This window comes from Desulfurococcus sp., from assembly GCA_026626905.1.
Taxonomy (GTDB): domain Archaea; phylum Thermoproteota; class Thermoprotei_A; order Sulfolobales; family Desulfurococcaceae; genus Desulfurococcus.
This window is the reverse complement of the sequence record JAPNUX010000006.1, coordinates 110,622-134,080: the sequence shown is the minus strand read 5'-3', so window position 1 is coordinate 134,080 and position 23,459 is coordinate 110,622. Positions and strand designations below refer to the sequence as shown.

Annotated in this window: 25 protein-coding genes, 1 tRNA gene and 1 pseudogene; 15 read left to right on the top strand and 12 right to left on the bottom strand. The window is 46.1% G+C overall.

Features of this window, described 5'->3' with window-relative positions; all coding sequences use genetic code 11:
* The first annotated feature begins 23 nt into the window (after positions 1-23).
* Positions 24-608, top strand: coding sequence for a DUF996 domain-containing protein (locus tag OWQ48_05785; protein MCY0868719.1), 585 nt, complete (start codon positions 24-26; stop codon positions 606-608).
* 246 nt (positions 609-854) lie between these two features.
* Here the strand turns inward: OWQ48_05785 and OWQ48_05780 are convergent, their stop codons facing one another.
* Positions 855-2,453: a CTP synthase gene (locus tag OWQ48_05780; protein MCY0868718.1), complete on the bottom strand. Its 1,599-nt coding sequence runs from the start codon at positions 2,451-2,453 to the stop codon at positions 855-857.
* A gap of 60 nt (positions 2,454-2,513) precedes the next feature.
* Between OWQ48_05780 and OWQ48_05775 the strand changes: the two genes are divergently transcribed.
* From OWQ48_05775 to OWQ48_05760, 4 genes are all read left to right on the top strand, one after another.
* Entirely contained in the window at positions 2,514-3,047 is a 534-nt protein-coding gene (locus tag OWQ48_05775; protein ID MCY0868717.1) for a phosphoribosyltransferase, read from the top strand.
* Positions 3,048-3,191: 144 nt separating this feature from the next.
* Positions 3,192-3,276, top strand: a tRNA-Leu gene (locus tag OWQ48_05770).
* A gap of 42 nt (positions 3,277-3,318) precedes the next feature.
* Positions 3,319-4,143: a BtpA/SgcQ family protein gene (locus OWQ48_05765; protein ID MCY0868716.1), complete on the top strand. Its 825-nt coding sequence runs from the start codon at positions 3,319-3,321 to the stop codon at positions 4,141-4,143.
* A gap of 272 nt (positions 4,144-4,415) precedes the next feature.
* Complete coding sequence (locus OWQ48_05760) at positions 4,416-5,351, top strand: transcription initiation factor IIB (GenBank protein ID MCY0868715.1); 936 nt, start codon at positions 4,416-4,418, stop codon at positions 5,349-5,351.
* 148 nt (positions 5,352-5,499) lie between these two features.
* Here OWQ48_05760 and yciH read toward each other — a convergent pair whose 3' ends face one another.
* Positions 5,500-5,805, bottom strand: a complete 306-nt coding sequence (gene yciH, locus OWQ48_05755) for a stress response translation initiation inhibitor YciH (GenBank protein MCY0868714.1) — start codon at positions 5,803-5,805, stop codon at positions 5,500-5,502.
* Positions 5,806-5,895: 90 nt separating this feature from the next.
* Here yciH and OWQ48_05750 point away from each other — a divergent pair, with 90 nt between their 5' ends.
* Positions 5,896-6,045 (top strand): DNA-directed RNA polymerase subunit P, encoded by a 150-nt coding sequence (locus OWQ48_05750; protein ID MCY0868713.1) that lies wholly within the window; start codon positions 5,896-5,898, stop codon positions 6,043-6,045.
* Here the strand turns inward: OWQ48_05750 and speB are convergent.
* A complete protein-coding gene (speB, locus tag OWQ48_05745) occupies positions 6,042-6,899 on the bottom strand; it encodes an agmatinase (protein MCY0868712.1) in 858 nt (285 codons plus the stop codon). The two genes, OWQ48_05750 and speB, sit on opposite strands and share 4 nt — an antisense overlap.
* 148 nt (positions 6,900-7,047) lie before the next feature.
* Here speB and glyS point away from each other — a divergent pair, with 148 nt between their 5' ends.
* From glyS to OWQ48_05730, 3 genes are read left to right on the top strand one after another with little or no spacing between them, the layout of a single operon-like run.
* Positions 7,048-8,802, top strand: coding sequence for a glycine--tRNA ligase (gene glyS, locus OWQ48_05740; GenBank protein MCY0868711.1), 1,755 nt, complete (start codon positions 7,048-7,050; stop codon positions 8,800-8,802).
* A gap of 58 nt (positions 8,803-8,860) precedes the next feature.
* The gene (locus OWQ48_05735) at positions 8,861-9,253 is read left to right on the top strand and encodes a hypothetical protein (protein ID MCY0868710.1); all 393 of its coding nucleotides are present in this window, start codon (positions 8,861-8,863) and stop codon (positions 9,251-9,253) included.
* 12 nt (positions 9,254-9,265) lie between these two features.
* Positions 9,266-9,637 (top strand): hypothetical protein, encoded by a 372-nt coding sequence (locus OWQ48_05730; GenBank protein ID MCY0868709.1) that lies wholly within the window; start codon positions 9,266-9,268, stop codon positions 9,635-9,637.
* On the opposite strand, the gene OWQ48_05725 is transcribed toward OWQ48_05730, so the two are convergent.
* From OWQ48_05725 to OWQ48_05715, 3 genes are read right to left on the bottom strand one after another with little or no spacing between them, the layout of a single operon-like run.
* Positions 9,621-11,210 (bottom strand): radical SAM protein, encoded by a 1,590-nt coding sequence (locus tag OWQ48_05725; protein MCY0868708.1) that lies wholly within the window; start codon positions 11,208-11,210, stop codon positions 9,621-9,623. The genes OWQ48_05730 and OWQ48_05725 overlap by 17 nt on opposite strands.
* A gap of 34 nt (positions 11,211-11,244) precedes the next feature.
* Positions 11,245-11,823 (bottom strand): tRNA-intron lyase, encoded by a 579-nt coding sequence (gene endA / locus OWQ48_05720; GenBank protein MCY0868707.1) that lies wholly within the window; start codon positions 11,821-11,823, stop codon positions 11,245-11,247.
* A complete protein-coding gene (locus OWQ48_05715) occupies positions 11,790-12,458 on the bottom strand; it encodes a DUF47 domain-containing protein (protein MCY0868706.1) in 669 nt (222 codons plus the stop codon). Before OWQ48_05715 ends, endA begins: the two co-directional genes overlap by 34 nt.
* Positions 12,459-12,660: 202 nt before the next feature.
* On the opposite strand from OWQ48_05715, the gene OWQ48_05710 reads away from it, so the two are divergent.
* Positions 12,661-13,095: a hypothetical protein gene (locus OWQ48_05710; GenBank protein MCY0868705.1), complete on the top strand. Its 435-nt coding sequence runs from the start codon at positions 12,661-12,663 to the stop codon at positions 13,093-13,095.
* On the opposite strand, the gene OWQ48_05705 is transcribed toward OWQ48_05710, so the two are convergent.
* Positions 13,088-13,681 (bottom strand): UbiX family flavin prenyltransferase, encoded by a 594-nt coding sequence (locus OWQ48_05705; protein ID MCY0868704.1) that lies wholly within the window; start codon positions 13,679-13,681, stop codon positions 13,088-13,090. The genes OWQ48_05710 and OWQ48_05705 overlap by 8 nt on opposite strands.
* Before the next feature lie 115 nt (positions 13,682-13,796).
* Here OWQ48_05705 and OWQ48_05700 point away from each other — a divergent pair, with 115 nt between their 5' ends.
* Positions 13,797-14,081, top strand: a complete 285-nt coding sequence (locus OWQ48_05700; protein MCY0868703.1) for a hypothetical protein — start codon at positions 13,797-13,799, stop codon at positions 14,079-14,081.
* 18 nt (positions 14,082-14,099) lie between these two features.
* On the opposite strand, the gene OWQ48_05695 is transcribed toward OWQ48_05700, so the two are convergent.
* The 3 genes from OWQ48_05695 to OWQ48_05685 all read right to left on the bottom strand — a co-directional run bounded on the left by OWQ48_05695 (position 14,100) and on the right by OWQ48_05685 (position 19,983).
* Positions 14,100-15,173: an L-threonylcarbamoyladenylate synthase gene (locus OWQ48_05695; protein MCY0868702.1), complete on the bottom strand. Its 1,074-nt coding sequence runs from the start codon at positions 15,171-15,173 to the stop codon at positions 14,100-14,102.
* Positions 15,174-15,188: 15 nt separating this feature from the next.
* Positions 15,189-17,636, bottom strand: a complete 2,448-nt coding sequence (locus tag OWQ48_05690) for a tRNA(Met) cytidine acetyltransferase TmcA (GenBank protein ID MCY0868701.1) — start codon at positions 17,634-17,636, stop codon at positions 15,189-15,191.
* A 106-nt stretch (positions 17,637-17,742) separates the two neighbouring features.
* Positions 17,743-19,983 (bottom strand): CDC48 family AAA ATPase, encoded by a 2,241-nt coding sequence (locus OWQ48_05685; GenBank protein MCY0868700.1) that lies wholly within the window; start codon positions 19,981-19,983, stop codon positions 17,743-17,745.
* A gap of 105 nt (positions 19,984-20,088) precedes the next feature.
* On the opposite strand from OWQ48_05685, the gene OWQ48_05680 reads away from it, so the two are divergent.
* From OWQ48_05680 to OWQ48_05665, 4 genes and pseudogenes are all read left to right on the top strand, one after another.
* Positions 20,089-20,835, top strand: a complete 747-nt coding sequence (locus tag OWQ48_05680) for a KaiC domain-containing protein (protein MCY0868699.1) — start codon at positions 20,089-20,091, stop codon at positions 20,833-20,835.
* Positions 20,836-21,051: 216 nt separating this feature from the next.
* Positions 21,052-21,549 (top strand): transcriptional regulator, encoded by a 498-nt coding sequence (locus tag OWQ48_05675; protein MCY0868698.1) that lies wholly within the window; start codon positions 21,052-21,054, stop codon positions 21,547-21,549.
* Between the two features lie 21 nt (positions 21,550-21,570).
* A pseudogene (locus OWQ48_05670) lies at positions 21,571-21,768 on the top strand (hypothetical protein).
* Between the two features lie 82 nt (positions 21,769-21,850).
* Complete coding sequence (locus OWQ48_05665) at positions 21,851-22,123, top strand: hypothetical protein (protein ID MCY0868697.1); 273 nt, start codon at positions 21,851-21,853, stop codon at positions 22,121-22,123.
* Position 22,124: 1 nt separating this feature from the next.
* On the opposite strand, the gene OWQ48_05660 is transcribed toward OWQ48_05665, so the two are convergent.
* Positions 22,125-22,841, bottom strand: a complete 717-nt coding sequence (locus OWQ48_05660) for a TatD family hydrolase (protein ID MCY0868696.1) — start codon at positions 22,839-22,841, stop codon at positions 22,125-22,127.
* Positions 22,838-23,377 (bottom strand): hypothetical protein, encoded by a 540-nt coding sequence (locus tag OWQ48_05655; protein MCY0868695.1) that lies wholly within the window; start codon positions 23,375-23,377, stop codon positions 22,838-22,840. Before OWQ48_05655 ends, OWQ48_05660 begins: the two co-directional genes overlap by 4 nt.
* Between the last annotated feature and the right edge of the window lie 82 nt (positions 23,378-23,459).

Sequence of the window (23,459 nt, the reverse complement as noted above, 5' to 3'; positions counted from 1 at the left end):
AATATTTAGTGAAGGTGGAATTCTTGGAGTTCGACACGAGCAAGATACTTGCTGGTATAGGGTCAATACTACTAGCTATATCCTTCATTCAACCACTAATCCTCTTAATAATAGGCGCAGTACTACTACTCATAGGATTAAAGGGGCTCTCCGAAGCCTACGGGGAGAAGAAGATATACGATAACTCTCTCTATGCAGTCATAATAGCTATAGTAGGATTAGTTGTAGCAATAGCAGTACTAGTGGTATTCTACGCTGGATTAATTGGCGCAATGTTCCTCGGTGGAATGATGCATCCCGGCGCAGCATTAATAGGGGGTGGCTTAGGAGCTATTATGGGTATCATCCTAGTTTTAGTAGTTCTCTGGGTATTCTCAATAGTTGCTGGAATATACTTTAAGAAAACAATGGATCTCCTCAAAGAGAAAAGTGGTGAAAAACTCTTCGGCACAGCTGGGCTTCTCATCCTTATAGGAGTTATACTCATGATACTTATAGTGGGCACAATAATACTGCTAATAGCGTGGATTCTAGCCGCGATAGCATTCTTCACGTTGAAACCACCAGCAAAACAGGAGGCACCGCAAGCTCTCCCACAGATAGCTTAGATTATTTTCAACTTTTATCTCTCCTCCTTTACTATTTTGCAGTTCTAAAGCAAGTTAACCCTTAATAGAAAAACGTAATCTTCAAGTCGCACTACTTAGAGGCTACTAAAAGAGTATTCAACTGTGTATTGGGTTTCAGGCTGAAATTATTAAATGAATATTACTATATCTCTAGAAGTACTACGGATATAAGCACTATGATCACCAAACATGTTAAAGTAGGTTTCCTCATGTACATTAGAGTCGTCAAGTGGCTTTTAGTAATGACTTAACGAAGTACATGTAGACTGGGCTTGGATTTAACGGTGTGCTTTTGAACTCCGGGTGTGCTTGTGTACCGAAGTAGAATACCCTGCTGTTCTTTAACTCTACTATCTCAGGGTAGCCTTCTTCACTCCACCCTGATATCCTTAACCCGGCTTTCTCGAGTATATCAATGTATCTAGGGTTTACCTCGTATCTATGCCTATGCCTCTCGTAGACTTCTCTTCTACCGTAGATCTCCCATGCAAGGCTGCCTTCTTCAACTATTATCTTTCTAGCTCCAAGCTTTAATGTCCCGCCTAACTGGCTTATACTCTTCTGCTCTGGAAGGAGATCTACTACAGGGTGTGGTGTACTGGGGTCTATCTCGGTGCTGTTAGCGTTCTCGAGTCCAGCCATGTTTCTTGCTGCTTCAACAACCATGAGCTGCATTCCAAAGCATATGCCTAGAAGCGGCTTGCCGGCTTCACGAGTAGTTTTAATAGCTTTTATTTTCCCCTCACTTCCCCTTCGCCCGAATCCAGGTAGTACTACTACGCCGTCGGCATTTAGAATGCTCTCCACTGGGGTTAACATGGCTTCTATCTCCGATGCCTCGAACCACTCTAGTTCAATACGGGTATTGCTCCATATCCCTGCGTGCCTTAGGGCTTCAACTATACTGATATAGCTGTCTCTAACCTTAGTGTACTTGCCTACCATTGCTACTCTCACTCTACGGGTAGCCTTAGAGTACTTCTCTACCATGTTTTTCCATGCTTCTAGATCAGGCTCCTTGTACTCGAAGCCTAGCTTAGATGCAAGGTACCTTGTTAAGCCTTCACTGTGGAGTATTAGTGGAACCTTGTAAACTAAATCCACGTCTGGATTACTGAAGACTGCCTGCGGAGGGATGTTCCCGAATAAAGCGATCTTGTATCGGGCTTCATCATCAAGTATTCTCGTCGACCTAGCTATCACGATATCCGGCTGTATACCTATACGCCTCAACTCCTGTATACTATGTTGTATAGGCTTAGTCTTAACCTCGCCGCTAGGTAGCACTGGGGCTAGAGCAACATGCACGTAGAGGGTGTTGGAGGCTCCCTCCTCGAATCTCATCTGTCTTGCAGCCTCGAGGAATGGGAGGCCTTCTATATCTCCTACCGTTCCCCCGATCTCAACGATCGCTACATCAGCTCCTAGATCTTTCACGGTACTCCTGATCCTCTCCTTTATCTCATTGGTTATATGGGGTATTATCTGAACGCATTGCCCGAGGTAGTCTCCTCTTCTCTCTTTTGTTATAACACTATAGTATACTTGTCCTGAAGTAATATTATTCCTCTTTGAGAGCTCGACGCCGAGAAATCTCTCGTAGTGCCCTATATCCAGGTCTGTTTCACCACCATCCTCTGTCACGTAGACTTCGCCATGCATATAGGGGTTCATGGTACCTGCGTCAACGTTCAGATAGGGATCTATCTTAATAGCTGTAACCCTGTAGCCAAGGGATTTTAAGAGAAGGCCTATTGAAGCTGATACAATACCTTTACCTAGGCCTGAGAGCACGCCACCAGTCACAAATATGTATTTAACCACTGTGCCCTTCCTAACATTAACTATAAGTATAGTTTAAAAATCTACTTGAGGTGCTATAGCTTGACTCGGAAGGTTAAAGTAATGTATGTATCCTGGATTACAGTTCACAGAGAGATACTGAAGCTTGCTGCAAGCATCTCTAGATCCTACAAGCCTGATACCATTATAGCTATAGCTAAAGGAGGGTTAATACCAGCGAGAATACTAGCAGACCTACTAGATGTCAGAGAGATAGGGTTTATTGAAGTTAAGTTCTACAAGAGGGTTGGAGAGGCACGGGAGAAACCCTACATAACGTTTACAGCTTTCCCGCCGCTAGATGGTAAGAGAATACTTGTCGTCGACGATATAGTTGACTCTGGTAGAACCCTTCAGGTTGTAGCAGACCTGCTAAGCAGATTCAAGTATGCTGACTTGAAGTTTGCTTCACTATACGCTAAACCTTGGAGCACGCTCCTACCAGACTACTATGGGAGGATAGTTGAAGAGTGGATTGTATTCCCCTGGGAGATATGCGAGACAGTGAAAGAAGGGTTGAGCCTTGAGGGAGTAGATGTAGTAGAAGTACTCGAGTACTGCGAGAGCATGAAGTAGAAGATGCAGCGGAGACCTCTGCCATGAGTTGCTCAAGTAGCATACAGGCTTTAGAAGTACTCTAATCCACGCTGCCATTGGTTTAGGTTGAGAATAGCTCTTAAACTGTTTTAAAGCCCTCGTGTAGATTCTAGATTATGGCTTGCGGGGGTGCCCGAGCTTGGTCAAAGGGGTCGGGCTTAGGACCCGATGGCGTAGGCCTGCGTGGGTTCAAATCCCACCCCCCGCACCTCGCTAGTCTTAAATTATGATGAAGCAGAGGGTCTCGGCCGTGGTGGACTACATGTTTCCTGGTAAGTTTGCTATTGGAGTAGTACACCTTCCTCGTCTTCCTTCTACTGTATTCAGGGTTGAAGGACTCGGGGATATAATTGATGGCGCTGTACGCGAGGCTAGACTGCTTGAGGAGGCTGGATTCCATGGGGTGATCATTGAGAACTTCGGGGATCACCCGTACGATAAAAGGGTGACCGACCCGTTGACTATATCATTCATGAGCGTGCTTGTAAGAGAGGTTGTTAGAGCAGTATCCATACCTGTAGGCGTTAACCTGCTGAGAAACTCTGGTAGGGAAGCCTACGCTATTGCTACTGCATCAGGCGCTAAGTTCATTAGAGTAAACGCTTTAATCGAGGTCTTAGTAACGGATTCAGGGGTAATAGAGCCTGAGGCCCCTCTTCTCAAACCACTAAGATTAAACTATCCTGGTATAGCGGTTTTCGGAGACGTAGTCTGTAAGCATGCTGCAAGCATGAATGCATCACTCTTAAAGAATCTCTCCGAGGACCCAGTGAAAACACTAGTCGAGGATCTCGTTGAGAGAGGTGGCGCAGACTACGTGGTTGTAACTGGTGCTAGAACAGGAGAGCCACCGGATCTCCAGCTGCTTAAATCTGTTAGAGAGTACTCTAGTAAACCAGTTGTTGTTGGAAGTGGCAGCAACCCAAGCAATCTTAAAGCTCTTATGTCTATTGCAGACGGTGTTATAGTCGGCTCCTACCTGAGGATTAATGGGAAAGCTGGTGCTCAACTAGACCCAGCTAGAGTTAAAGCCTACATGGATGCTTTTAAAGATGTTACTACCGGGACTACCTGAGAGAAATTTTTATCGCAGCTGACTTCTTCTATAGCTTCACTAGGCAGCTTTCAGCTGGAACTTTACAGCACGTATGTAGGGGTAAGCCTGGATGAGTAGTGGAGGCAAGGCTAGTCGTGTAAACCTTTACATCACCATGATAAAAGATGGCTGTGAAAGCAGGTGTTATCTAGGGAATAACATTACGCTTGGAGTACTACATGGAAACGTAAGGTTTATAAACAGGTATTCATAAATTATGCAAATACAACTAGGTGCGGGTGTTTTTAAACATGTTTACAGACTCCTCTACTCAGACTTCTGAAACATCCCATAAGGATAAGATTAAGTGTCCTCAAGATAAGATAGTATATGATGCAGTCCACGGCGAATACGTGTGCCAGGAGGATGGTGTTGTAATAGAGGAGAGAGTCATAGATGAGAGACCAGAGTGGAGGGCCTTCACTCCCGAGGAGAGAGGAAGACGCTCTAGAACAGGAGGCCCTGTAACAGCTGCTGTACACGACATGGGGTTTGCGACCTCAATAGACTACACGGACCGCGATGCTGCCGGTAGAAGTCTAACAGAGAAGAGACGCGAGCTAGTTAAACTAAGGAAGTGGCAGGCGAGGACGAGAATACTCACGAGTGTCGAGAGAAATCTTGCTCAAGCAATGAACGAGCTGGATAGGCTATCCGACCTGTTAAACCTGCCTTCATACGTGAAAGAAGAGTCTGCTAGACTATACCGTGAAGCTGTTGAAAAAGGCCTGGTTAGAGGTAGAAGTATTGAGAGCGTTATAGCGGCGACAATATACCTGGCTTGCAGAGAGATGAAGGTTCCACGCTCTCTAGATGAAATAGCTAAGCATACAAGAGTGAGTAGGAAAGAGATCGCTAGATGCTACCGTCTTCTCCTCAGAGAGCTGGGAATAAAGGTGTCAACAACAGACCCCTCAGACTACGTTCCGAGAATAGTTCACGGGCTAGGCCTCCCCGGCCAGGTAGTCAAGATAGCTATCGAGGTGCTAGGAAAAGCTAGAGAACGAGGTGTAACAGGAGGGAAGGATCCAGCAGGTCTTGCTGCAGCAGCCGTGTACATTGCATCCGAGAAGCTGGGGATTAAGAAGACCCAGAAGGATATAGCTGTGGTAGCAGGAGTCACAGAGGTCACTGTGAGAAACAGGTACAAGGAGCTCAGTGAAGTCCTAGGATTAGAATACGAGTAACCACTCTATTCCCACCTTTTTAATTCTTAGCAGGGCTCGAAGAATCCTTCAATGTGTAGAGAAATACGAGCAGAGGGTTAATTAAACCAGGTGATTTAAATTATATTAAAAACCGTAAAAACTGTTTTTCGTGCAGCTGATTAAACTCCTAATCTACAACTAGAATGCTCTCTACAGGTATTCCTAAATCCTCTGTTAATATCTGTTTTACTCTATGCCTGTGGTCTCCTTGAAGCTCTATCCTCCCCTCCTTAAATGTCCCGCCTGTAGCCAGCTTAGTCTTAAGGATTCTCGCGATCTGCTTGAGGAGCTCTTTGTTGTCTGGTAAGCCCTCTATAACTGTGACGGCTTTACCGAACTTCCTGGTGTCAAGCCTTATCTTTACGAGATTCTGCTCTAAGCTCAACTGCTCGAGGAGTTCTGAAGGTATATCTTCACCCATATACTCACTCATCCTCTACTCTATCACCAGTCTAAACTAATATTTATATTTGAGGTTTTAAACCTTATGAGCGATTAAGGTGTTGTATTGGGGTGTAAGCTTATGGCGAAGTATAAGTGTGGTAGGTGCGGCTACGTCTTCAGCGAGGAGGAGATGAGAAGGATCTTTGGTAAGAGAGTTAAATGCCCTAACTGCACGTACGAGATAGTATACAAGGTGGCAAGGCCGTACAGGCTTGTAAGAGCAATCTAGCCTAGCTTAGAGGAGAGTGCTGCAATCTCAAGTACCAGCTTGCCTGCAAGGATGCTTGTGACATCGTTAATATCTACTAGCGGGTTTACTTCGACTACATCGAATCCCACTATCTTCTCCGACGCCCTGGCAACCTCTTCTAGTAGTTTAAGCAGCGTGAGAGGTGTAAGGCCGAATGGCTCTGGGTTCCCGACACCGGGAGCGTAGGATGGGTCGATGACATCCATGTCTATACTAATGTAGACTCTACCCAGCTCTCTAAGCTTCGATGGTAGCTGTGTCACCGGGTGGATCTCCAGGTTGCCGTTTTTACTCGCATAATCTAGCTCCTCCTTGCTATATGCTCGTGAGCCGATATGGACTACTCTAACCCCTTTCTCTACGAGTCTTCGGAGAAAAGTGGCGTGGTTCACTCTAGAGCCCAGGTACTCGTCTCTCAAGTCGAGGTGAGCGTCGAAGACTACAAGTGTATCAAGTGAATTCATTAAGGCTTCAACAATAGGGTACGTCACCAAGTGCTCGCCTCCAAGGAACCCGAGAAGTAAGTCAGGGTATTCTCCTCTAACACCTTCAACAATAGATTTCACTACTCTGAGAGAGGCTTCAGTATCACCTGGTGGAAGCACCATGTTGCCTAGATCCTTGAAGCCGGTATCCTCGAGTACTTTGCCGGTGGATAGGCTGTAGAACTCTATATTGCAGGCTGCACTCCTGATGGCATCAGGCGCGAACCTTGATCCAGGCTTGTATGTCGACGTGTAATCCATTGGAACACCGAGTAGCACTCCAATAGTGTGCTCGGGCTCTATGCAAGCGAACTTCACTGAATTCTGCACCATGAGCCTCCACTCCAATTCTAAGCCACCTCCACGGTGGAGTGACCTAGGAGAGTAAACTTATTAAATCACGCTTTAATCTTACCCTCTAATTCTAGAGTCAGCTGTGAAAGCATCTAAATACTCGCTAAGCCACTAAAGATATCTTTGATTAAAGGGGGTTGCTTTGAGCAGTACTGGTGGAAGAGACATCTACGATAGTATAGTAGAGTTAGCTAAGAAGCGGGGGATATTCTGGGGTAGCTTTGAAATCTACGGTGGAGTCGCCGGCTTCTATGATCTAGGCCCTATTGGAGTCCTATTGAAGAGAAACCTGGAGAACACTTGGCTTAGACTCTTCGCGTATTCAAATGACCTTGTTGTCGAAGTTGAAACACCAATAATCAACCCGAGAGTAGTCTTCAAGGCAAGCGGGCATGAAGAAAGCTTCACAGACCCTGTGGTTGAATGCCTTAAATGCGGTAGAATCTATAGAGCTGACCACTTAATTAAGGAAGTAGCAGGCTTGGAGGTAGAAGGGTTAAGCCTTGAAGAAATACATAGAATAATTGTTGAGAAAAACATCAAGTGCCCTGAATGCGGTGGAGAGCTAAGCAGGCCTTCAAGCACACTACTACTATTTAAAACTGAGATCGGCCCCTATAAGGGTGAAGTAGGCTATCTGAGACCCGAGAACGCTCAAGGAATGTTCATAAACTTCCAGAATATTCTCAGAGTCGTGAGATACAGGCTTCCAGTAGGTGTAGCTCAGGTAGGCAGAGTAGCTAGAAACGAGATCTCCCCGAGACAAGGCCTCTTAAGGCTCAGAGAGTTCACTATAATGGAGATAGAGTTCTTCTTCGACCCCCAGGAGGCTTCAAGAGAGGCATCCGAGTACATAGAGAGCTTGGCTAACATAGAGCTGAGAGTACTGACAAGCGAGGCGAGATTAAGAGGGGAGGAAGAGCCAGCAAGACTTACAGTGAGAGAACTAGTGGAGAAGAACATTGTCAAGACACCCTGGCTAGCCTACTGGATGGGGCTTGGAGAGATATTCCTAGAGAACCTAGGTATACCCAGTGATAAAGTGAGATTTGTTGAGAAGCATCCTCACGAGAGAGCACACTACTCAGCTCAAACATTCGATCAAGAAGTCTACACAAGTAAGTACGGGTGGGTTGAAGTAGCAGGGTATGCTTATAGAACAGACTATGATTTAACTAGGCACATGCAGTATAGTAAAGCAGACTTAACAGTTTTCAAGAAGTACGAGAAGCCCATTGAGAAAACTGTTCTAAAAGCATATCCGAATCCAGCTAGGATATCTGAGCTCTACAGTGATATTAAAGGAAGAATCCTAGAAGCCCTCAGCAAAATGAGCCCGGAGGCTATTTACAGAGAGCTAGAGGAGAAAGGCTATGTAGAGGTAGAGGGGTTAAAGATACCTGGCGATGCATTCATAGTTAAGCGGGAAGTAGAGAAAATCCATGGGGAAAGGATTACTCCGCATGTTGTTGAACCCTCCTTCGGCGTCGAAAGACTCCTCTACGTGGTTCTAGAGAACAGCTATACTGTAAGAGAAGGGAAAACAGTCTTAAGGCTTCCACTAAACATAGCACCCTACCATGTAGCTGTCTTCCCGCTTGTATCAGGCAGTAAGCCGGAGCATGCTAAGATCACTGAGATTGCTAGAGAAATATACAGGAAGCTTGTAAGAAAAGGCTTTAGGGTAGTATACGATGAAGAGGGTAGTATAGGTCGAAGGTACGCTAGGATTGATGAGATAGGTGTCCCCTTCGCGATCACAGTAGACTATCAGACACTAGAGGATGGAAGTGTAACAGTAAGGGATCGTGATACAACACTCCAGGAGAGAGTTAAAATAGAGAAGCTTGAAGAATACCTTCTAAGCAAGTATACTTCTGCAGTCAGCCTACCTTAACTTGAACCCGCTTCTCTCATTTTTAAGCCAGCTAGCCTAATAGTATTCATGAATAGTGATGGCTATGAGCCAGGGTAGTGGAGCAGAGGGAAAGGAAGAGAAGAAAGTTGATATATCCAAGCTAGTCTCCATAATCCCCCCGGCTTCGGAACTGATGAAAAAAGAGAAGAAGCTGAGCGAGAAAAGAGTTAGAGTCAGGATCGATCAGTCTCTTAAGGACCCGGTAGCCCGCATACCCTCAGCACTGACCTCAATGCTCGGGATAAGAGAGGGAGATGTAGTAGAGGTAGTTGTAGCAGGCAGGCGGAAGTTCACTTTCAAGGCTACAGTATTCGAATCCCAGGATGAAAACGTGGTTCACGTAGCTCCCAGAGACCTTAACAACATTGAAGTACTAAGGAGCGGGGTTGCAGACAACAGTATTGCAACAGTGAGGAGATCCTCTAGTTAGGAGTGAACAGTAATGGATCTCGCCAGGCTTGCAACATCAATGAAAAAGCTTGTCGACGACTACGAGAAGCTAATAGACAAGGCTATAGCTCTTAAGGGAGCAGACAGAGGAAGGTACGAGGTATTCATTAGTGAAGCTACTACTCTGCTGCAGGCATCAAAGAGCATTCTACCTGAAGCTAAAGCTGTTGCTGGCTCCTATAGCTCTAGCGATGTACTCGTAAAACACATCTCAACATACTACAGGATGATAAAGTATGTTAGCATCAGGTACCTCATCGACCTTATGAAGGAGACACTGCAGGATTCGAACCTAGAGCAGGGGGTTTCAGCGAGAATGCATGTTCTTCTAGCAGGCTTCGAGAACCTTAAGGACACTCTTTAATCCTTACAATCTTCCCCTTCACGTATCTCTCGCCTGTACCTATCACCTCAACCACGGCCAGACACCCATTCAAGCCCGGTCTTCTCGCCGGCCCGAGGAAGACCACAGGGCCGTGTCTTACAGGATACCCGTAGAGCCTGCCTTCACTTAACATGATGTATGCTTCAATATGAGCTCCCAGCATCTTCTCTTTAGTTCTCCTGTTTAGTCTAGCTACAACCTCCTTCAATCTCTCAATGTATTCTTCAACACCCCTAGTACTAGGCGGGATACCTGAGAACGCTGTATGCGGTAGTGGCGTATACTTGTAGAGTGTCACCTTCTCAACACCGCTCTCTTCGAGCTCCCCGACAACCTTAATTGTATCCTCGTAAACCTTCCTGCTAGCTAGAGGTAGGCTGTGCATTAAGTATACGTATGGTCTTAGACCGTGTCTCCTTAGAAGTCTAACAGCGTTTAGTACGTGTGCTACACTTATAGGCTTTCCTAGCACCCTGGAGTTATAGACATCATTACCTGTCTCTAAGCCTATATGTACTGTGGTATCCTTCAAATACCTGCCTAATACTTCGGCAACCTCCTCACTGACAAGGCAAGCTTTAATGTTCTCGATCATGACTACAGCTCTACCCTCAGAGACCTTCTTCAATCCTTGAAGACTCGAGAGTAGATCCTCGATAGCTTCTACATTAGCTGGCGGGTTGCAAGGATTAGTGAGCGGTTCTTTCACCAGCAGGTCTCTTCCATAGTCCAGGAAGTCAGGGGCACTCAAAACTATTCTTCGCGCGCCATGCTCTAGGAGTTCTTCAATCTCCTCTACAATGCTAGAGATGCTTCTGGATCTAGCTGGCCCGAACATTGATGGAACACTACAGAACCCGCATCCAGGTGGTATGTTCGCAGGGCACTCTAAGCGCTTTAAGTTATCGGTGCTCCTGCAGTTGCCACAGAAAATACAGTTTAAGCCGTAGCTTCTTACCATGGGTCTCGAGTAGTTGCTGCATCCTCTTACTACTTCAACATATATCCTGTAGATTTGAGGGTGCTCTAAGCTCTTGTCAACCATGACCCAGGGCTTCACGCTTGAGAGTACATCTCTGGGAGTGTGTACATGACTGCTTGTTAGGTATGCTACACCACTATCTTTAAAAGCGAGAGCTGGAACACTCCTCGCACTACATTTATCCTCCATCACGCATTCCATGAACTGTTTTAACGGTATCTCGGCTTCACCAACTATAACGTAGTCGACTCCACTAATATCGAGGAGTCTCGAGTACTCGAAGCTAGCAGGCCCTCCAACCGTGATCTTTACTGATGGATTAGCTGATTTAGCACGCTTTACAAGCTTCCATAAGGCTCCGATATCGCTGCTCATCACAGATACAAAAACGTAGTCGAATCCAGCTAGAATGCTTTTATCAGCCATAACTCTCTCGTAGGGTAGAAGCATGGAATCATATCTCTCTTGAAGCATGCCTGCAATAACTCTAGGCCCAGCCCCCACTGCATCGAAAGTAGAGTACCTTCTACCAGTGGATCTAGCTAAAGCATCTACAACTAGTATCCGCATTTAGACACCAATGGTTAGAAACCAGTGGTTAGCCCTAAGGCTTCCACCATTCAAGCATGTGGTAGAGCACGCTGCTACCAGTATAGATAGCTATCACGAGGTTCTTTCGCACAGAGTGTAGAAGCCTCCCCATTCTAACAAGCTCTATGGGATCCACGTGTTCTTCAGCCCTGTAGACTTGAACCCCGAATGGTGCATGATCTACGCCGGGCCCCCGCCTGTAAACTAGGTAGTCACATCCGAACTTCAGTCCTCTCCGAGGTATAAGCTTCTTCTCACGTAGATCCCTGTAGACAGCGTAGAGTTCTATGAATCTCGGGACTCTCTCAACACCCAGCCGGCGGACGTCTTCAGCGTTAAGAATAGACCCCTCATACAGTACTTTTAACCGCTTCTCCTCAACTAGGTAGAGGGCTTCTATGAGTGAGAGCTCTAAGGGTGCCGTGATGCTTTCATCCCTAGGCTTGGAGACACCTAGGAATGAACCGTAGTAGCCGTTCCAGTAGATTTTTCTAGCACAGGAGAAGTCTGGGATTACAACACGATTATAAAGGACGTAGCCTCGGCATTCAAGAGGATTTACTTCAGTGCTGTCTTCACTAGAGCCAGGTATCGTATCTCCTCACCTAGATACTTTAAGAGGTCGCTGAGCTCTTCAACATACTCGATCAGGTCTTTTAGAACCATTAATCCTGACACTGAGCTTGAATACTCCTCGTAAACCTTGAATATAGACTCCCTGAATATCCTGTCAACATCTTCCTCGAGCTTCAATATGCCTTCAACATCCTCTATGGCCTTCCTGGGGTACGAGGGGAGCTTTGCGAACGCGCTTCTCGCCAGCTCTACCTGCTGCCTAATATCCTGTATCATTGAGCGTAGGGTTTCCAGGAGATGACTATTTATCTTCACGTTGTTCTTGTATGCTACAAGTAGCCTGTAGGCAACGCTGTCAGCGTGCTGGATGAATCTATCTGCGACTCTAACCATTTCAATATAGCTCCTTGAGTACATCATGACTTCGCTGTTCCTTACCAAGTACTCCATTAGCATTATCTTCATTTCTTCACCCTTATGCTTATTCAGCCTCATCTCCTCATACGTTTCCTCGAGGTTTGAGTCCCCGCCGTAGTGTTCAAGCATTGATGCAAGCATTGAAACCTGCTCTCTGATCAAGAGCACCATGTTACTCAACTGCTCCATAGCTGTTAACTCGGCAATCGAGCCTGCTGCTGGCTCCTCGCTCATCCCTTCCTCACCACGCTGACTCAATTAAATCCATCAAATGAAGGGTATTTAAGAATTTAAGCATAAGCATCACTGCAATTATCACTGTCTAATATCAGCATGAACGTTACCTCCAGCCTAAAAGAGGGATTAAGTAAGCTACATGGAAGTGGAATACAACCTTAAAAGTGTTCCCAAGCATAGCTACTATGGGTGTATCTCTTTGAACTACAGTGATAGGCGTTCAAGGAGCGAGCACCAGGACCACAGCTATCCACCTAGACGTGAAGGCTTCCACCACCATGATAAACCCAGGGGGAGCAGCACCCAGCGGTATGAGGAGAGGCGTGTTGAACCACAGCCAATAGGTGAGAAGTGTAATCCTCTATGCCCTCTCTTCACTTGCACTAGGAATGCATTAATGGTGACATTTAAGCCTGTAAGGGGTAGAACCCTCAGGGTTGCTGTATGCAGGCTTACAGGGGAGGAGTGTATTGGCGGTGAATGCCAGTACGCTTCCTGTAGGCTTAACGTCCTACTACCCGACGGCAGGTGTGCTAAAGCCCTGGAGAAAAAGGCAAGGCATTTAAGCGATGAGGATATGTTCAAAGAGATCAAGCGGATAGAAGACTACGATGCCCACGAGTTTATCAGGTAGTCTCCCTCGTATACCTCCTGTAGAGATTGTGCTCAACACCCAGGGCATCAAATATCTTTCCTACAATGAAGTTCACTAGGTCATCTATACTTCTAGGCTTAATGTAGAAGCCGGGTGATGCAGGGAGGATTATGGCACCATGTACCGATAGCTTGTAGAGGTTGAAGAGGTCTATTGCGGAGAGAGGTGTCTCCCTAAAGACTACTATCAGCCTGTTTCTCAAGCGGATTACAGCATTGGCTACTCTAGTCACAAGATTATCCTGGATACCATTAGCTATCTTACTTACAGTATTCATTGATGCAGGAACAATAACCATACTCGCATTCACTAGGTTGCTGCTGCTAGCTATTTCAGAGGATAACTCGCTCTCATGAAATACAGCGTTAACACCCTTCACGCTCTTAAGGTAGGCTTTTAAATCCACGTTCTCTTCTATCAAAGCGACTTCTTCAGCACTAGAAGTATATACTACGTAAACCATTCTATACCTGCTTCTAGCTAGCTCTATGTTCTCGAGGAGTCTTAAAGCGTAGATAATGCCGCTGGCACCGGTTAAAGCTACGATCAATGAGGGGTCAGGCATTACTCCTCAATCCTGCGCGGGCTCATCACGAGATCAGGCCTTTCGAGCCCTATCATCGTCACGGATTATATAGGCTTCAGCCACTTAAAAATAATGGGGCTAAGCCTTGCTCTACGTGAAGGGTATTCCAGTTAAACGATTAAATAAGCTGGTTAGCGAGTTAAGGGAGAAAGGCTTCTGGGCTGAAAGACACTCGTACAGTATTAGGGTAATGAATAAAGAGGTATTCGTGGCTTCACTACACTTATATCCAGGGTTCAACGAAGCTGTCCTAAGGCTTATAGATGCTAGTTCGAATTCAGCCTCAGTAATCGCGGATACTATTGAGGGAGTACTAAGAAAACACCTACCTGAGTACACTGTAAGAAGAGTTTTCCTGAAACCTGCCTTGACAGTGTGAACGTGGAGAGGGCGTTAGTTAACGTATGATCAGGGAGGAGGCTTTTCTAAGCCTGTTCATGACTGCTAGCCCAATCCCTGTTTCAGGGAACCCTTCTACTACAACTACTCTGCATCCAGCTTCATCAGTACTCCTGAGAATCTTGAAGAGGTTCCTAGCGACCTCGTAGAGATTCCTCCTCGAGCCTATAGTGAATACTTCTCTAACACCTTCTAGTTGCTCGTAGAAACATCGGGTTTCAGATGACGCTATAATGCAGATATCGCTTGAAGCAGGTGCATGGCTTCTCAGAGCGCTAATTACCTTACGAGCTATGAGCTCTGGGGACTCCTCTGTAGCTTCAACTAGGATTAGAGGGGCTTCAGGAGCGTAATGCCTGTACTTCATGCCTGGAGCTAATGCTATCTCAGCCTGCGTATACCCTCTAGCAAATACTGGGATATGTATCTTCTTGCCTAGAATTCTCTCGATATCCTCTACGGGGAATGCGCCTGGACGGAGGAGTACTGGGGGATCCTCTAGAATATTTAACACTGTTGATTCAACACCTAGAAATGTCTCCCCGGCATCTATGATAGCGTCAATCCTACCCTCGAGATCCCTTAATACGTGTTCAGCGGTAGTGGGGCTCGGCCTACCTGATAGATTAGCACTTGGCGCAGCGATGGGGTAGCCTGTTAATTCTATGAGCTTTAACGCTACAGGGTGAGCGGGCATCCTTACTGCAACAGTATCTAATCCTCCAGTGGTTATCTTGGGTACTGAGGGATGCCGAGGAAGCACGAGGGTTAAAGGGCCAGGCCAAAGCCTCTCAGCTAGCTTGAATGCATCCTCAGGTATCTTTACAGCGACTTTTTCAAGCATCTCCATGGAAGAGATGTGTATTATTAACGGGTTGTCGGGGGGTCTCTTCTTCACCTCAAAAACTTTAGAGACGGATTTCTCGAAGAAGGCTACTGCTCCAAGCCCGTAGACGGTCTCCGTCGGAAACGCGACTAGCCCCCCTCTAAGTAGAATCCTAGCTCCTTCTTCGATCACTCTTATATCAGGGTTAAGTGCATCAGTCTCTAAGACTACTGTCATGGTAGCCATCCCTTAAGTTGAATGTTAAAGGCTGCTTTCATTTAATTCATAATGGTAGTCGGTGACACCTGGAGTGTACTCATCGGGGTCTAAGCCGGTCAGATACCTGAAGTATATACAGGCGATCTCATGGCCTTCTCTCTGGAGTTCTTTTACCGGTATACGTGTTATCTCATGGATTTCATCCCATGAGAGTGACTGCAGTGCCCTGGTGAGCAGCACTATCTCCTGCTGTCTAGTCAGCTTTGGCCTCGCTTCAGGGCTTAGCAGCCAGTGGAGTCTCGCTATCTTGAACATTAAGTCGGGTGCAGCTTCGAATGTCATAGGTCCAAGGCAGTAGGTCCACAAGCGGTCTAATGCCACTGGTGTTAGAAAGCCTTTAGGCTTCTCACGGTATAAGAAGGGCTCGGTATCCAGGAGTATCAATGCTATCTCAGGTTCAAGCTCCCTGTAATTTATGAAGAGACTGTTAAGCAGCTTAAGCTTAAACTCCCCTCTAGCCTTCTCAACCATCTCTCTCGCTTTCTCGCTGATCGGCTGGAGTACTAGTATAGTGTACTCGCCGCTAACAGGGTTTCTATCAGGACTTATGTGAACTGGTATATACCCGTTTTTAACCCAGAACTTCAGTAGTTGCCCGCTAACCCCGAATCCTGAGCCAACCCAGTCTAATCCTAGTTCCATCGCTTCCTCCTTAATCCTGCTTAAAGCCCAGCTACCAATACCCATTCCTTGGACAGCTGGATGTGTTGCAATCCTAACTATACGCCATCCTCTAGTTTCAGCGAAATCCACGTATCTTAAATGCTTGAGGAATCTATCCGGTATAATGTTACCAGGGATCCTTGACCCTTTTAGTAACTCTACTGCCACCTCCCTCTCAATAGGTCCCTCGAAAGCTATTTGAACCGCGCATACTATTTTACCCGTCCTAGTCTTCACTGCTCTAACAACGTGGTGGGGGGCGTCTGCTATCATGCCTAAATCATCAGGTTCATTACGGTAGTGTGCTAGAACATATATTCCGAAGAGCTGTCTAAGCTCCTCCTCTCTGTTAAAGAGATCCTCGGGCTCGTATTTCACGTAGATTAGATCCCCTTTTCTAACACTCTCCAAGTCTGCTTCATCTAACTCCGCTGGCTCGGCGTCTAAGAGTAGTGTCTTGAACTGCCAGTTCTCAATAGGGTCATTGTAGTTGTATCTTATAGGCTCCTTCATTTCATACTCGTATAGAATCGTATTTGCATCACTCTTAATTCTCTTAAGGAATCTTACAGAGAAGCCTCTTCCAGCCCCCTCATATCCGTGTATTGTTGAAGAGAAGACTAGTCTTCTATGGGATTCCCAGATCTTATATAGTAATGGCACGGGTATACCGGCTGCTTCATCTACTACTACTATATCACCTTTAATCTTAGGTATAGCTATTGGCTCCCAGTACTCAATGCTAAATCGTTCTCCTCTTAGCTCTATTATATCTCCTCCTTTCTTGATCACCTCGTACTTGTATCCCAGCTTATCTAGAACCTTCATGGCGAGCGTCATAAGAGACTGGATATTACTTGGTTCAGGCGCTGTCACCAGCACGCGCGGCTTAGGCTTAACTCTTCTCAGTAAGTGCACTAATCCAACAGCACCTATACCTATAGCGCAGCTCTTACCTCTCCCCCTGTCAGCTGTGAGGACGAAGACTCTCTTCTTACCTGGCTCAGGCTTCTCGTACAGCTTCTCCATGATCCCTAGTACACTAACTTGATCCATGGTTAAAGCATGCTCGTATACCTCTCTAGGGAAAAAGGTATCCTTTGGCAGGGTTATACTTCTCTCATAAGGCTTGTACTCGCTCTTCAACTCTATTCTCTTCAGGACTTTATCTTTATCTGAATCGTAGATTCCAATGCCCTCGAACTCCAGTAGGTGCTTTTTAACCCATTTAATGAAGATGTGGCGGGGTTCAGGGTATTGTGGTACAGTAAGATTCATCTTGAAGATCGTCTTTGCAGTATCCCATTCATCCCATGGAGGCGTGAGAAAGATTACTAGTCCTCCTCCTTCTACTATACCTACCAGCCTTCCAAGGTCGTTTGGCTTTAAGTCGTGTGTTAAATCCATGACTAGAATAGAGACTGTAGTGCCCAGATACCTGTCGCTCTTCTCGTATACTGTGAACTGGAAGTCCACGTTCTTTAAGTCTTTAACCCCGTTCTCCACGATACTGCGTAGTTCAACTGCATCATTGAATTCATCGTGGTATACGTAGAGCCCTGTGATCTCCTCTCTACTGTTAGTGAGCTTACGCCTCCTCTTAACGTAGAAAGATATAAGTCTTACTGTAAGGGCTGCAAGCTTCTTTGGGTTGGACCCTGATATAACCACCATTCCCCTTATACGGTACCTTAAGAGTAATTCTTCAACTCTACCAAGCTGTGTGAGAAACTTTAGAAACGATGCTGGAATAGATGTTTTACCCAACTACATCACCTTCAATACTTATCTAAGCTGTCTCCGAGTACTCTAAGTCAATATAGAAAGGTATATGGGGGCCTGCTATACTATAAACTAGTCTAGTGTACAGTGGCTACCCGTACGTCAGGGATACCTTCCTATAGGGCCCGCTTCCACTGATCCTCTTCAGCTCTCTAGCTAGATTCTCATACATCTCTATATCGCTCCTGCTTAGTGATGGAGGTATCTTCTCAAGTGCTTTCAGGAAGTGCTTGTAGCTTACCTTAACGGCTTCAAGGCTTCCTGACTCAGCGTACTTCTCTCTTAAAGCTATCATTGCAGCCTCCCTGCAGACTGCTGCTATGTCAGCACCAGTATACCCTTCAGTCTTCCTTGCTAGCTCCTCGAGGTTCACGTCTTCACTTAACGGCATTTTTCTAGTGTGTACTTTGAATATATTGAGCCTGGTCCTCTGGTCTGGTGGCGGCACGTAGATTAAGCGGTCGAATCTACCCGGCCTTAGTAGTGCTGGGTCGAGTAGGTCGGGTCTATTAGTTGCAGCGAGAACCACGACTTTCCTTAAAGGCTGGATGCCATCTAGTTCTGTCAGCAGCTGGTTGACGATCCTGTCTATGACGCCGCTGGGGTCTACTCCTCTACTACTAGCTATGCTGTCTATTTCATCGAAGAATACAACTGATGGAGCAACCATTCTAGCCCTCCTGAATATCTGTCTAATAGCTTTCTCCGACTCTCCAACCCACTTGCTTAGCACCTCGGGCCCCCTGATAGCTATGAAGTTAGCGCCGCTCTCGGTGGCAACTGCTTTAGCTAGTAGTGTTTTACCTGTGCCTGGCGGGCCAAATAGAAGTATGCCTTTAGGTGGCTCTACATTCATCTTCTCGAATACTTGAGGATACTTCATAGGCCACTCAACCGCTTCACGTAGCTCCTGCTTAACCTCCTCTAAGCCGCCTATGTCATCCCAGCGTACATTAGGGACTTCTACGAGGACCTCTCTGATGAGTGAAGGCTGGACATCTCTCATTGCAGCCATGAAGTCCTCCATTGTCACCTTTAACTTCTCAAGCTTCTCGGCTGGTAGTAGCTGTCCCTTCTCAATTTCCACGCCTTCTTCTCTCATGAATCTCCTTAAAGCGTACATTGCAGCCTCCTTAGCTAGCATTGCGATGTCTGCGCCGGTGTATCCATGGGTCATCTCAGCTATCTTATCTAAGTCGACGTTCTCAGCTAGCGGCATGTTCCTTGTGTGTACAGCTAGTATCTCTCTCCTAGCTCGTTTATCAGGCATTGGTATCTCTATCTCTCTATCGAATCTACCAGGTCTTCTTAAAGCCGGGTCTAGAGCGTCAGGTCTATTCGTAGCTCCAATGACTATAACTCTCCCTCTCTCCTTTAATCCATCCATTAGAGTGAGCAGCTGGGCTACAACTCTCTTCTCAACCTCGCCTGTCACCTCCTCGCGTTTAGGTGCTATGCTATCTATTTCATCAATGAATATTACTGCAGGAGCATTCGCTTGAGCCTCCTCGAATATCTTTCTTAACCTCTCCTCGGATTCCCCGTAGAACTTACTCATTATCTCCGGGCCATTAATTGTAACAAAGAATGCTCCTATCTCGTTTGCTAGGGCTTTAGCTAGCAGTGTCTTACCTGTGCCTGGTGGCCCGTAGAGTAGTATACCCTTCGGCGGCTCGATACCGAGATGCTCGAAGAGCTCCGGGTACTTCATGGGGAGCTCTACTATCTCTCTTATCTTCTGTTTAACCTCCTCGAGGTCTCCTATATCCTCCCATGTAACCCTTGGGATACCTTCAGTGAGCACTCCAGGGCTGACAGGCTCGTTTCTAACATCGATCTGCGTGCGCTCTGTGACGTATACTACTGTTGAAGGCTGAGTGTTGATTACAGAGAACCTTATAAGCATTCCGTAAACCGGGATCTCTACTATATCTCCTCTCTTAACCGGCTGACCTAGTATCTTCTCTCTAACATAGTATGTTAAATCCCCGTAAACAAACAACTTGTGGACGGGGGCGAGGACTACCCTAGTAGCAGGCTCCACCGAGATGGGTCTTACAGTCACGTAGTCTCCTAGTGAAACCCCGATCTTCCCTCTCACGTAGCCGTCGACCCTTACAAGCCCGGATCCCTCGTCCTCCGGGTACGCCTGCCAGGCTTTCACGATCTCGCTTCCCTTCGGCCCTATAATCTCAACGAAGTCTCCTGGTGTTATCCCTAGCTTCTCCATAACTCCTCTATCAATCCTAGCTATCTTTCTACCTACATCTCTCTGCTTAGCCTCACCTACTCTAAGCTTAACAGACTTTTCAGCTTTCCTCTGGCTGCTCATGCTAACCCCCTTCTAGTATTCAGCTATGTAGTGGCATGCTAATAAACGAGTCTGATTGTAAGATTATTAAAGCGGCCTGCTAAGTTATTTAATATGGTGGTATTAATGGTTGAGAGAGTTAAGACAGGTATACCAGGACTCGACGAGATCCTGAATGGCGGTATACCTAAGAGGAATGTAGTACTATTAAGCGGTGGACCCGGCACAGGTAAAAGTATCATGGCTACACAATTCCTGTGGGGTGGACTGCAGCTTGGTGAGCCAGGCATATACGTAGCGCTAGAAGAACACCCAGTGCAGATACGCATCAACATGAGGAACTTCGGCTGGGATGTAAGACAACATGAACAAGAGGGTAGATTCGCGATCATAGACGCGTTCACAGGAGGTGTAGGTGAGGCGGCTAAACGCGAGAAGTACGTGGTAAGGGATCCCGACAGCGTTGAAGAGTTAGTAGACGTGTTGAGGACAGCTATAAGAGAAGTAAATGCTCAGAGGGTAGTTATAGACAGTGTTTCAACGCTATACCTGCTTAAACCATCCATAGCTAGAAACGTTGTCCTACAGCTCAAGAAGGTTCTCTCAGGCATGGGGACAACAAGCCTCCTAGTCTCACAGGTCTCGGTGACAGAGAGAGGATTCGGCGGGCCAGGCGTAGAGCACGCGGCCGATGGCATCATAAGACTAGACTTGGATGAAGTAGATGGAGAACTCGTTAGAAGCATAATAATATGGAAGATGAGGGGTACAAGCCACAGTATGAAGAGGCATCTAATGGAGATAACTGATAAGGGTGTAATCATCCACCACGATAAAGTCTTCAAGGCTAGAAGAAGCGTAGGAGAAGAATAACATGGAATCCTCGAGCTTAGCCTCCACTTTACTCACCAGCCTATTTTAATCCTTAAATACGACTAGTTCCCCTGTACAAGGGATTAAACCAGGTAAGCTGGTTTAACTATAACCTGCATACAGGCTCTAGACGTTGCAGTTGGTTTACTTGTTAACCCACCATTAACGTAAGATTAATTAGCAGGTGTGCATATTATATACTAGACTGGTGGTATAATGGAGGCTCCTAAAGAAGGAGAAACCCGTGAAGAAAGCATGGAGGAGATTATAGTTGATTTATCAAATATACCGTTAAAACCAATAGGTAAACGAGAGATAAGCCAGCTTGAGATGGCGCTTATAATAGGCACCCTCTACAGACCTGAAATCATCGAGTTGATCAGAGATCCAGTGGAGAGGTCCACATGGGTTGACAGTCTTGCTGTAGCTGCTAAAGCATACGCGAGAATGAAGGCCGGCCTCACTGTAGGGCAGATCGCCGAGGAATTAGGGAGAAGTGAGGCAGCAATTAGAGGACACTTAACCATGAAGACGAAGGCAGGAAAACTAGTTCACGAGACGTACGAGAAGCTCAGGAAAGGAGAGCTGAAACTAGTAGCACCGTTCATCAAAGCTCCTGCAGCAGGATACGAGGATCAAGTAAAAGCGTTAGAGGAGATGCTAGAGAAGCATAAGGAGAGGATCAAGGAGCTCGAGTCAGCTCTAAGTGAATGAAGTAAGTACAAGGATGCAGTTCAAGCCCTCGAAGCCAAGGTGAAAGAACTCCAGGATCAAGTTAAGCGGAGAAGCGAGGAGATCCAGGGAGTCAGGTCAAGACTAGAAGATAAACTAAAAGCTCTCGAGGATAGTGTTAAAGCTCTCAGAGATGCTGTGAGCGAGCTTTCAGGAAGTATTCAAGGCATCCTAGAGGAGCTGGAGAAATCCCTCGGCTAGAGAAGAGTGAAGCTTGATACCGGTATCACTGGAACCCTTACTTTTTAACATGATTGTAATCAAGGAGTATTATGGGGTTTAATTGAGTGTCGTTATAGTTAAAATGGATAGAAGTGGAAGAGTCGTTGACTATACAACTAACGCTACTAGAATAGATTCCAGAAAGTTCAATACTATTCTATCCAAGGCTGTAGACATAGCTAGAATCCAGATACTAGCATTCGAGCGTCTTGGCTTACACAGCGTGAAAAACGTAAGCGTGGAGACAGATGAATTCACACTAATGATTGGGCGCGGGGAAACCGGGAACCTCCTAGTTGTCACGCTGAAAAGTGAAGCTGAAGCCTCAGCCTAGCCTACGAGAATATTTTCATATAGTTCCTCCAGACGGCTTCCTCGACTTCACTCGTACTCTTTTCCAGCATTGACGCCAGGAGCTTTATTGACTCGGGTATCATCTCTGGGGTAAGCTTTAACCCATGGTACTCGTAGGGTGCATCACTCTCTGTTAGAATATTGTCCAGGGGTGATAAACTGATTATATCTCGATGCTTAGCTTGAATTCTCCAAGCAGGGTTTAAACCAATATAGTAGCCGGCTTCAATAATGCTATTTAATACGTCCGTGGGACCCGTATACCAGTGGAAGTAGGCTTTCTCAATGTCCCGCTTGTACACTTCGTTGAAGACTTCTCTCCAAGCACCAGCTGCATGGAGATTTAATACTAGCTCGTACTCTCTAGCGTAATCTACTATTACTCTAAAGAGCTCTAACTGCTTGTTAAATGTCCCAGCGGTAAACCGCTTGTCTAATCCAACCTCGCCGAGACACCTTACATCTCTCCTCACAGCTTCTTCTACTAGGGTTTTAAGCTCGTCAACTCCATAATTATCAGCGACCCATGGGTGTACTCCAACACAGGGTTCTACGCCTTCATATCTTTCTCTCAGCTCGAGGGTCCTTCTGCTGGACTCCGGGTCGTCGGAAACGCATACAAGAATATACTTACCGAGGTATCCTGTAAGGATATCCTCGCTGATCTCGTGGCAGTGGATGTGCATGTCAACAATCAATGCTTATCACCTTCGAGTAGCTTGATCATTATGCTGATGAATTCCTCCTGGAGCCTGTTTTCAGGTATATTTAGAAGCAGGCTTATCTTCGCTTTATTTAACTCGTCGCTTGCAGGGTATACTAGATTCACTAGCTTTGATGCAGTCTCTGTGTTCTCCACTACGATTGGAGTGTATCCTTTCAGCCTTAATAGGAGGATTAACAGCTTAGCATACCCCCTTAACTCTAACTCTCCTGGAGCCTCCTGGCTGCGATGCACATAGTGGTCACCGCGGTCCTCTAGGCTTCCTGGAAGAACTATACACTTACCTCTAGGCGTGATCCTCCATAAAGTGTAGTTAACGCCAGCCCAGTGGAAAACCTGCATTGAGCTCCCCTCGCACAGTACTCTTAGTGAAGCTGCGTGCTTGAATAATACGAACGGCTCTTCTTCATCGAAGTATACCACATTACCTTCAAGCCTATACCTAGCCTCCCTGCAGGAGCCACTATCTAAGGGAATGCATACCTCTATAGTATCCAACTCCTCAAACACCTTTACAGCAGTAGGGCTAGTCTAGTTTAAATCAAGATAGCTTAAATAAGGCCTCATAGAGTAGTATTAACTGATGATGATA

Excerpts from the sequence above, each read along its gene's own strand:
- OWQ48_05760 (MCY0868715.1), top strand. The coding sequence starts at position 4,416 with ATGTTTACAGACTCCTCTACTCAGACTTCTGAAACATCCCATAAGGAT.
- yciH (MCY0868714.1), bottom strand. The coding sequence starts at position 5,805 with ATGAGTGAGTATATGGGTGAAGATATACCTTCAGAACTCCTCGAGCAG.
- OWQ48_05750 (MCY0868713.1), top strand. The coding sequence starts at position 5,896 with ATGGCGAAGTATAAGTGTGGTAGGTGCGGCTACGTCTTCAGCGAGGAG.
- OWQ48_05735 (MCY0868710.1), top strand. The coding sequence starts at position 8,861 with ATGGCTATGAGCCAGGGTAGTGGAGCAGAGGGAAAGGAAGAGAAGAAA.
- OWQ48_05730 (MCY0868709.1), top strand. The coding sequence starts at position 9,266 with ATGGATCTCGCCAGGCTTGCAACATCAATGAAAAAGCTTGTCGACGAC.
- OWQ48_05725 (MCY0868708.1), bottom strand. The coding sequence starts at position 11,210 with ATGCGGATACTAGTTGTAGATGCTTTAGCTAGATCCACTGGTAGAAGG.
- OWQ48_05715 (MCY0868706.1), bottom strand. The coding sequence starts at position 12,458 with ATGAGCGAGGAGCCAGCAGCAGGCTCGATTGCCGAGTTAACAGCTATG.
- OWQ48_05705 (MCY0868704.1), bottom strand. The coding sequence starts at position 13,681 with ATGCCTGACCCCTCATTGATCGTAGCTTTAACCGGTGCCAGCGGCATT.
- OWQ48_05695 (MCY0868702.1), bottom strand. The coding sequence starts at position 15,173 with ATGGCTACCATGACAGTAGTCTTAGAGACTGATGCACTTAACCCTGAT.
- OWQ48_05685 (MCY0868700.1), bottom strand. The coding sequence starts at position 19,983 with ATGAGCAGCCAGAGGAAAGCTGAAAAGTCTGTTAAGCTTAGAGTAGGT.
- OWQ48_05680 (MCY0868699.1), top strand. The coding sequence starts at position 20,089 with ATGGTTGAGAGAGTTAAGACAGGTATACCAGGACTCGACGAGATCCTG.
- OWQ48_05675 (MCY0868698.1), top strand. The coding sequence starts at position 21,052 with ATGGAGGCTCCTAAAGAAGGAGAAACCCGTGAAGAAAGCATGGAGGAG.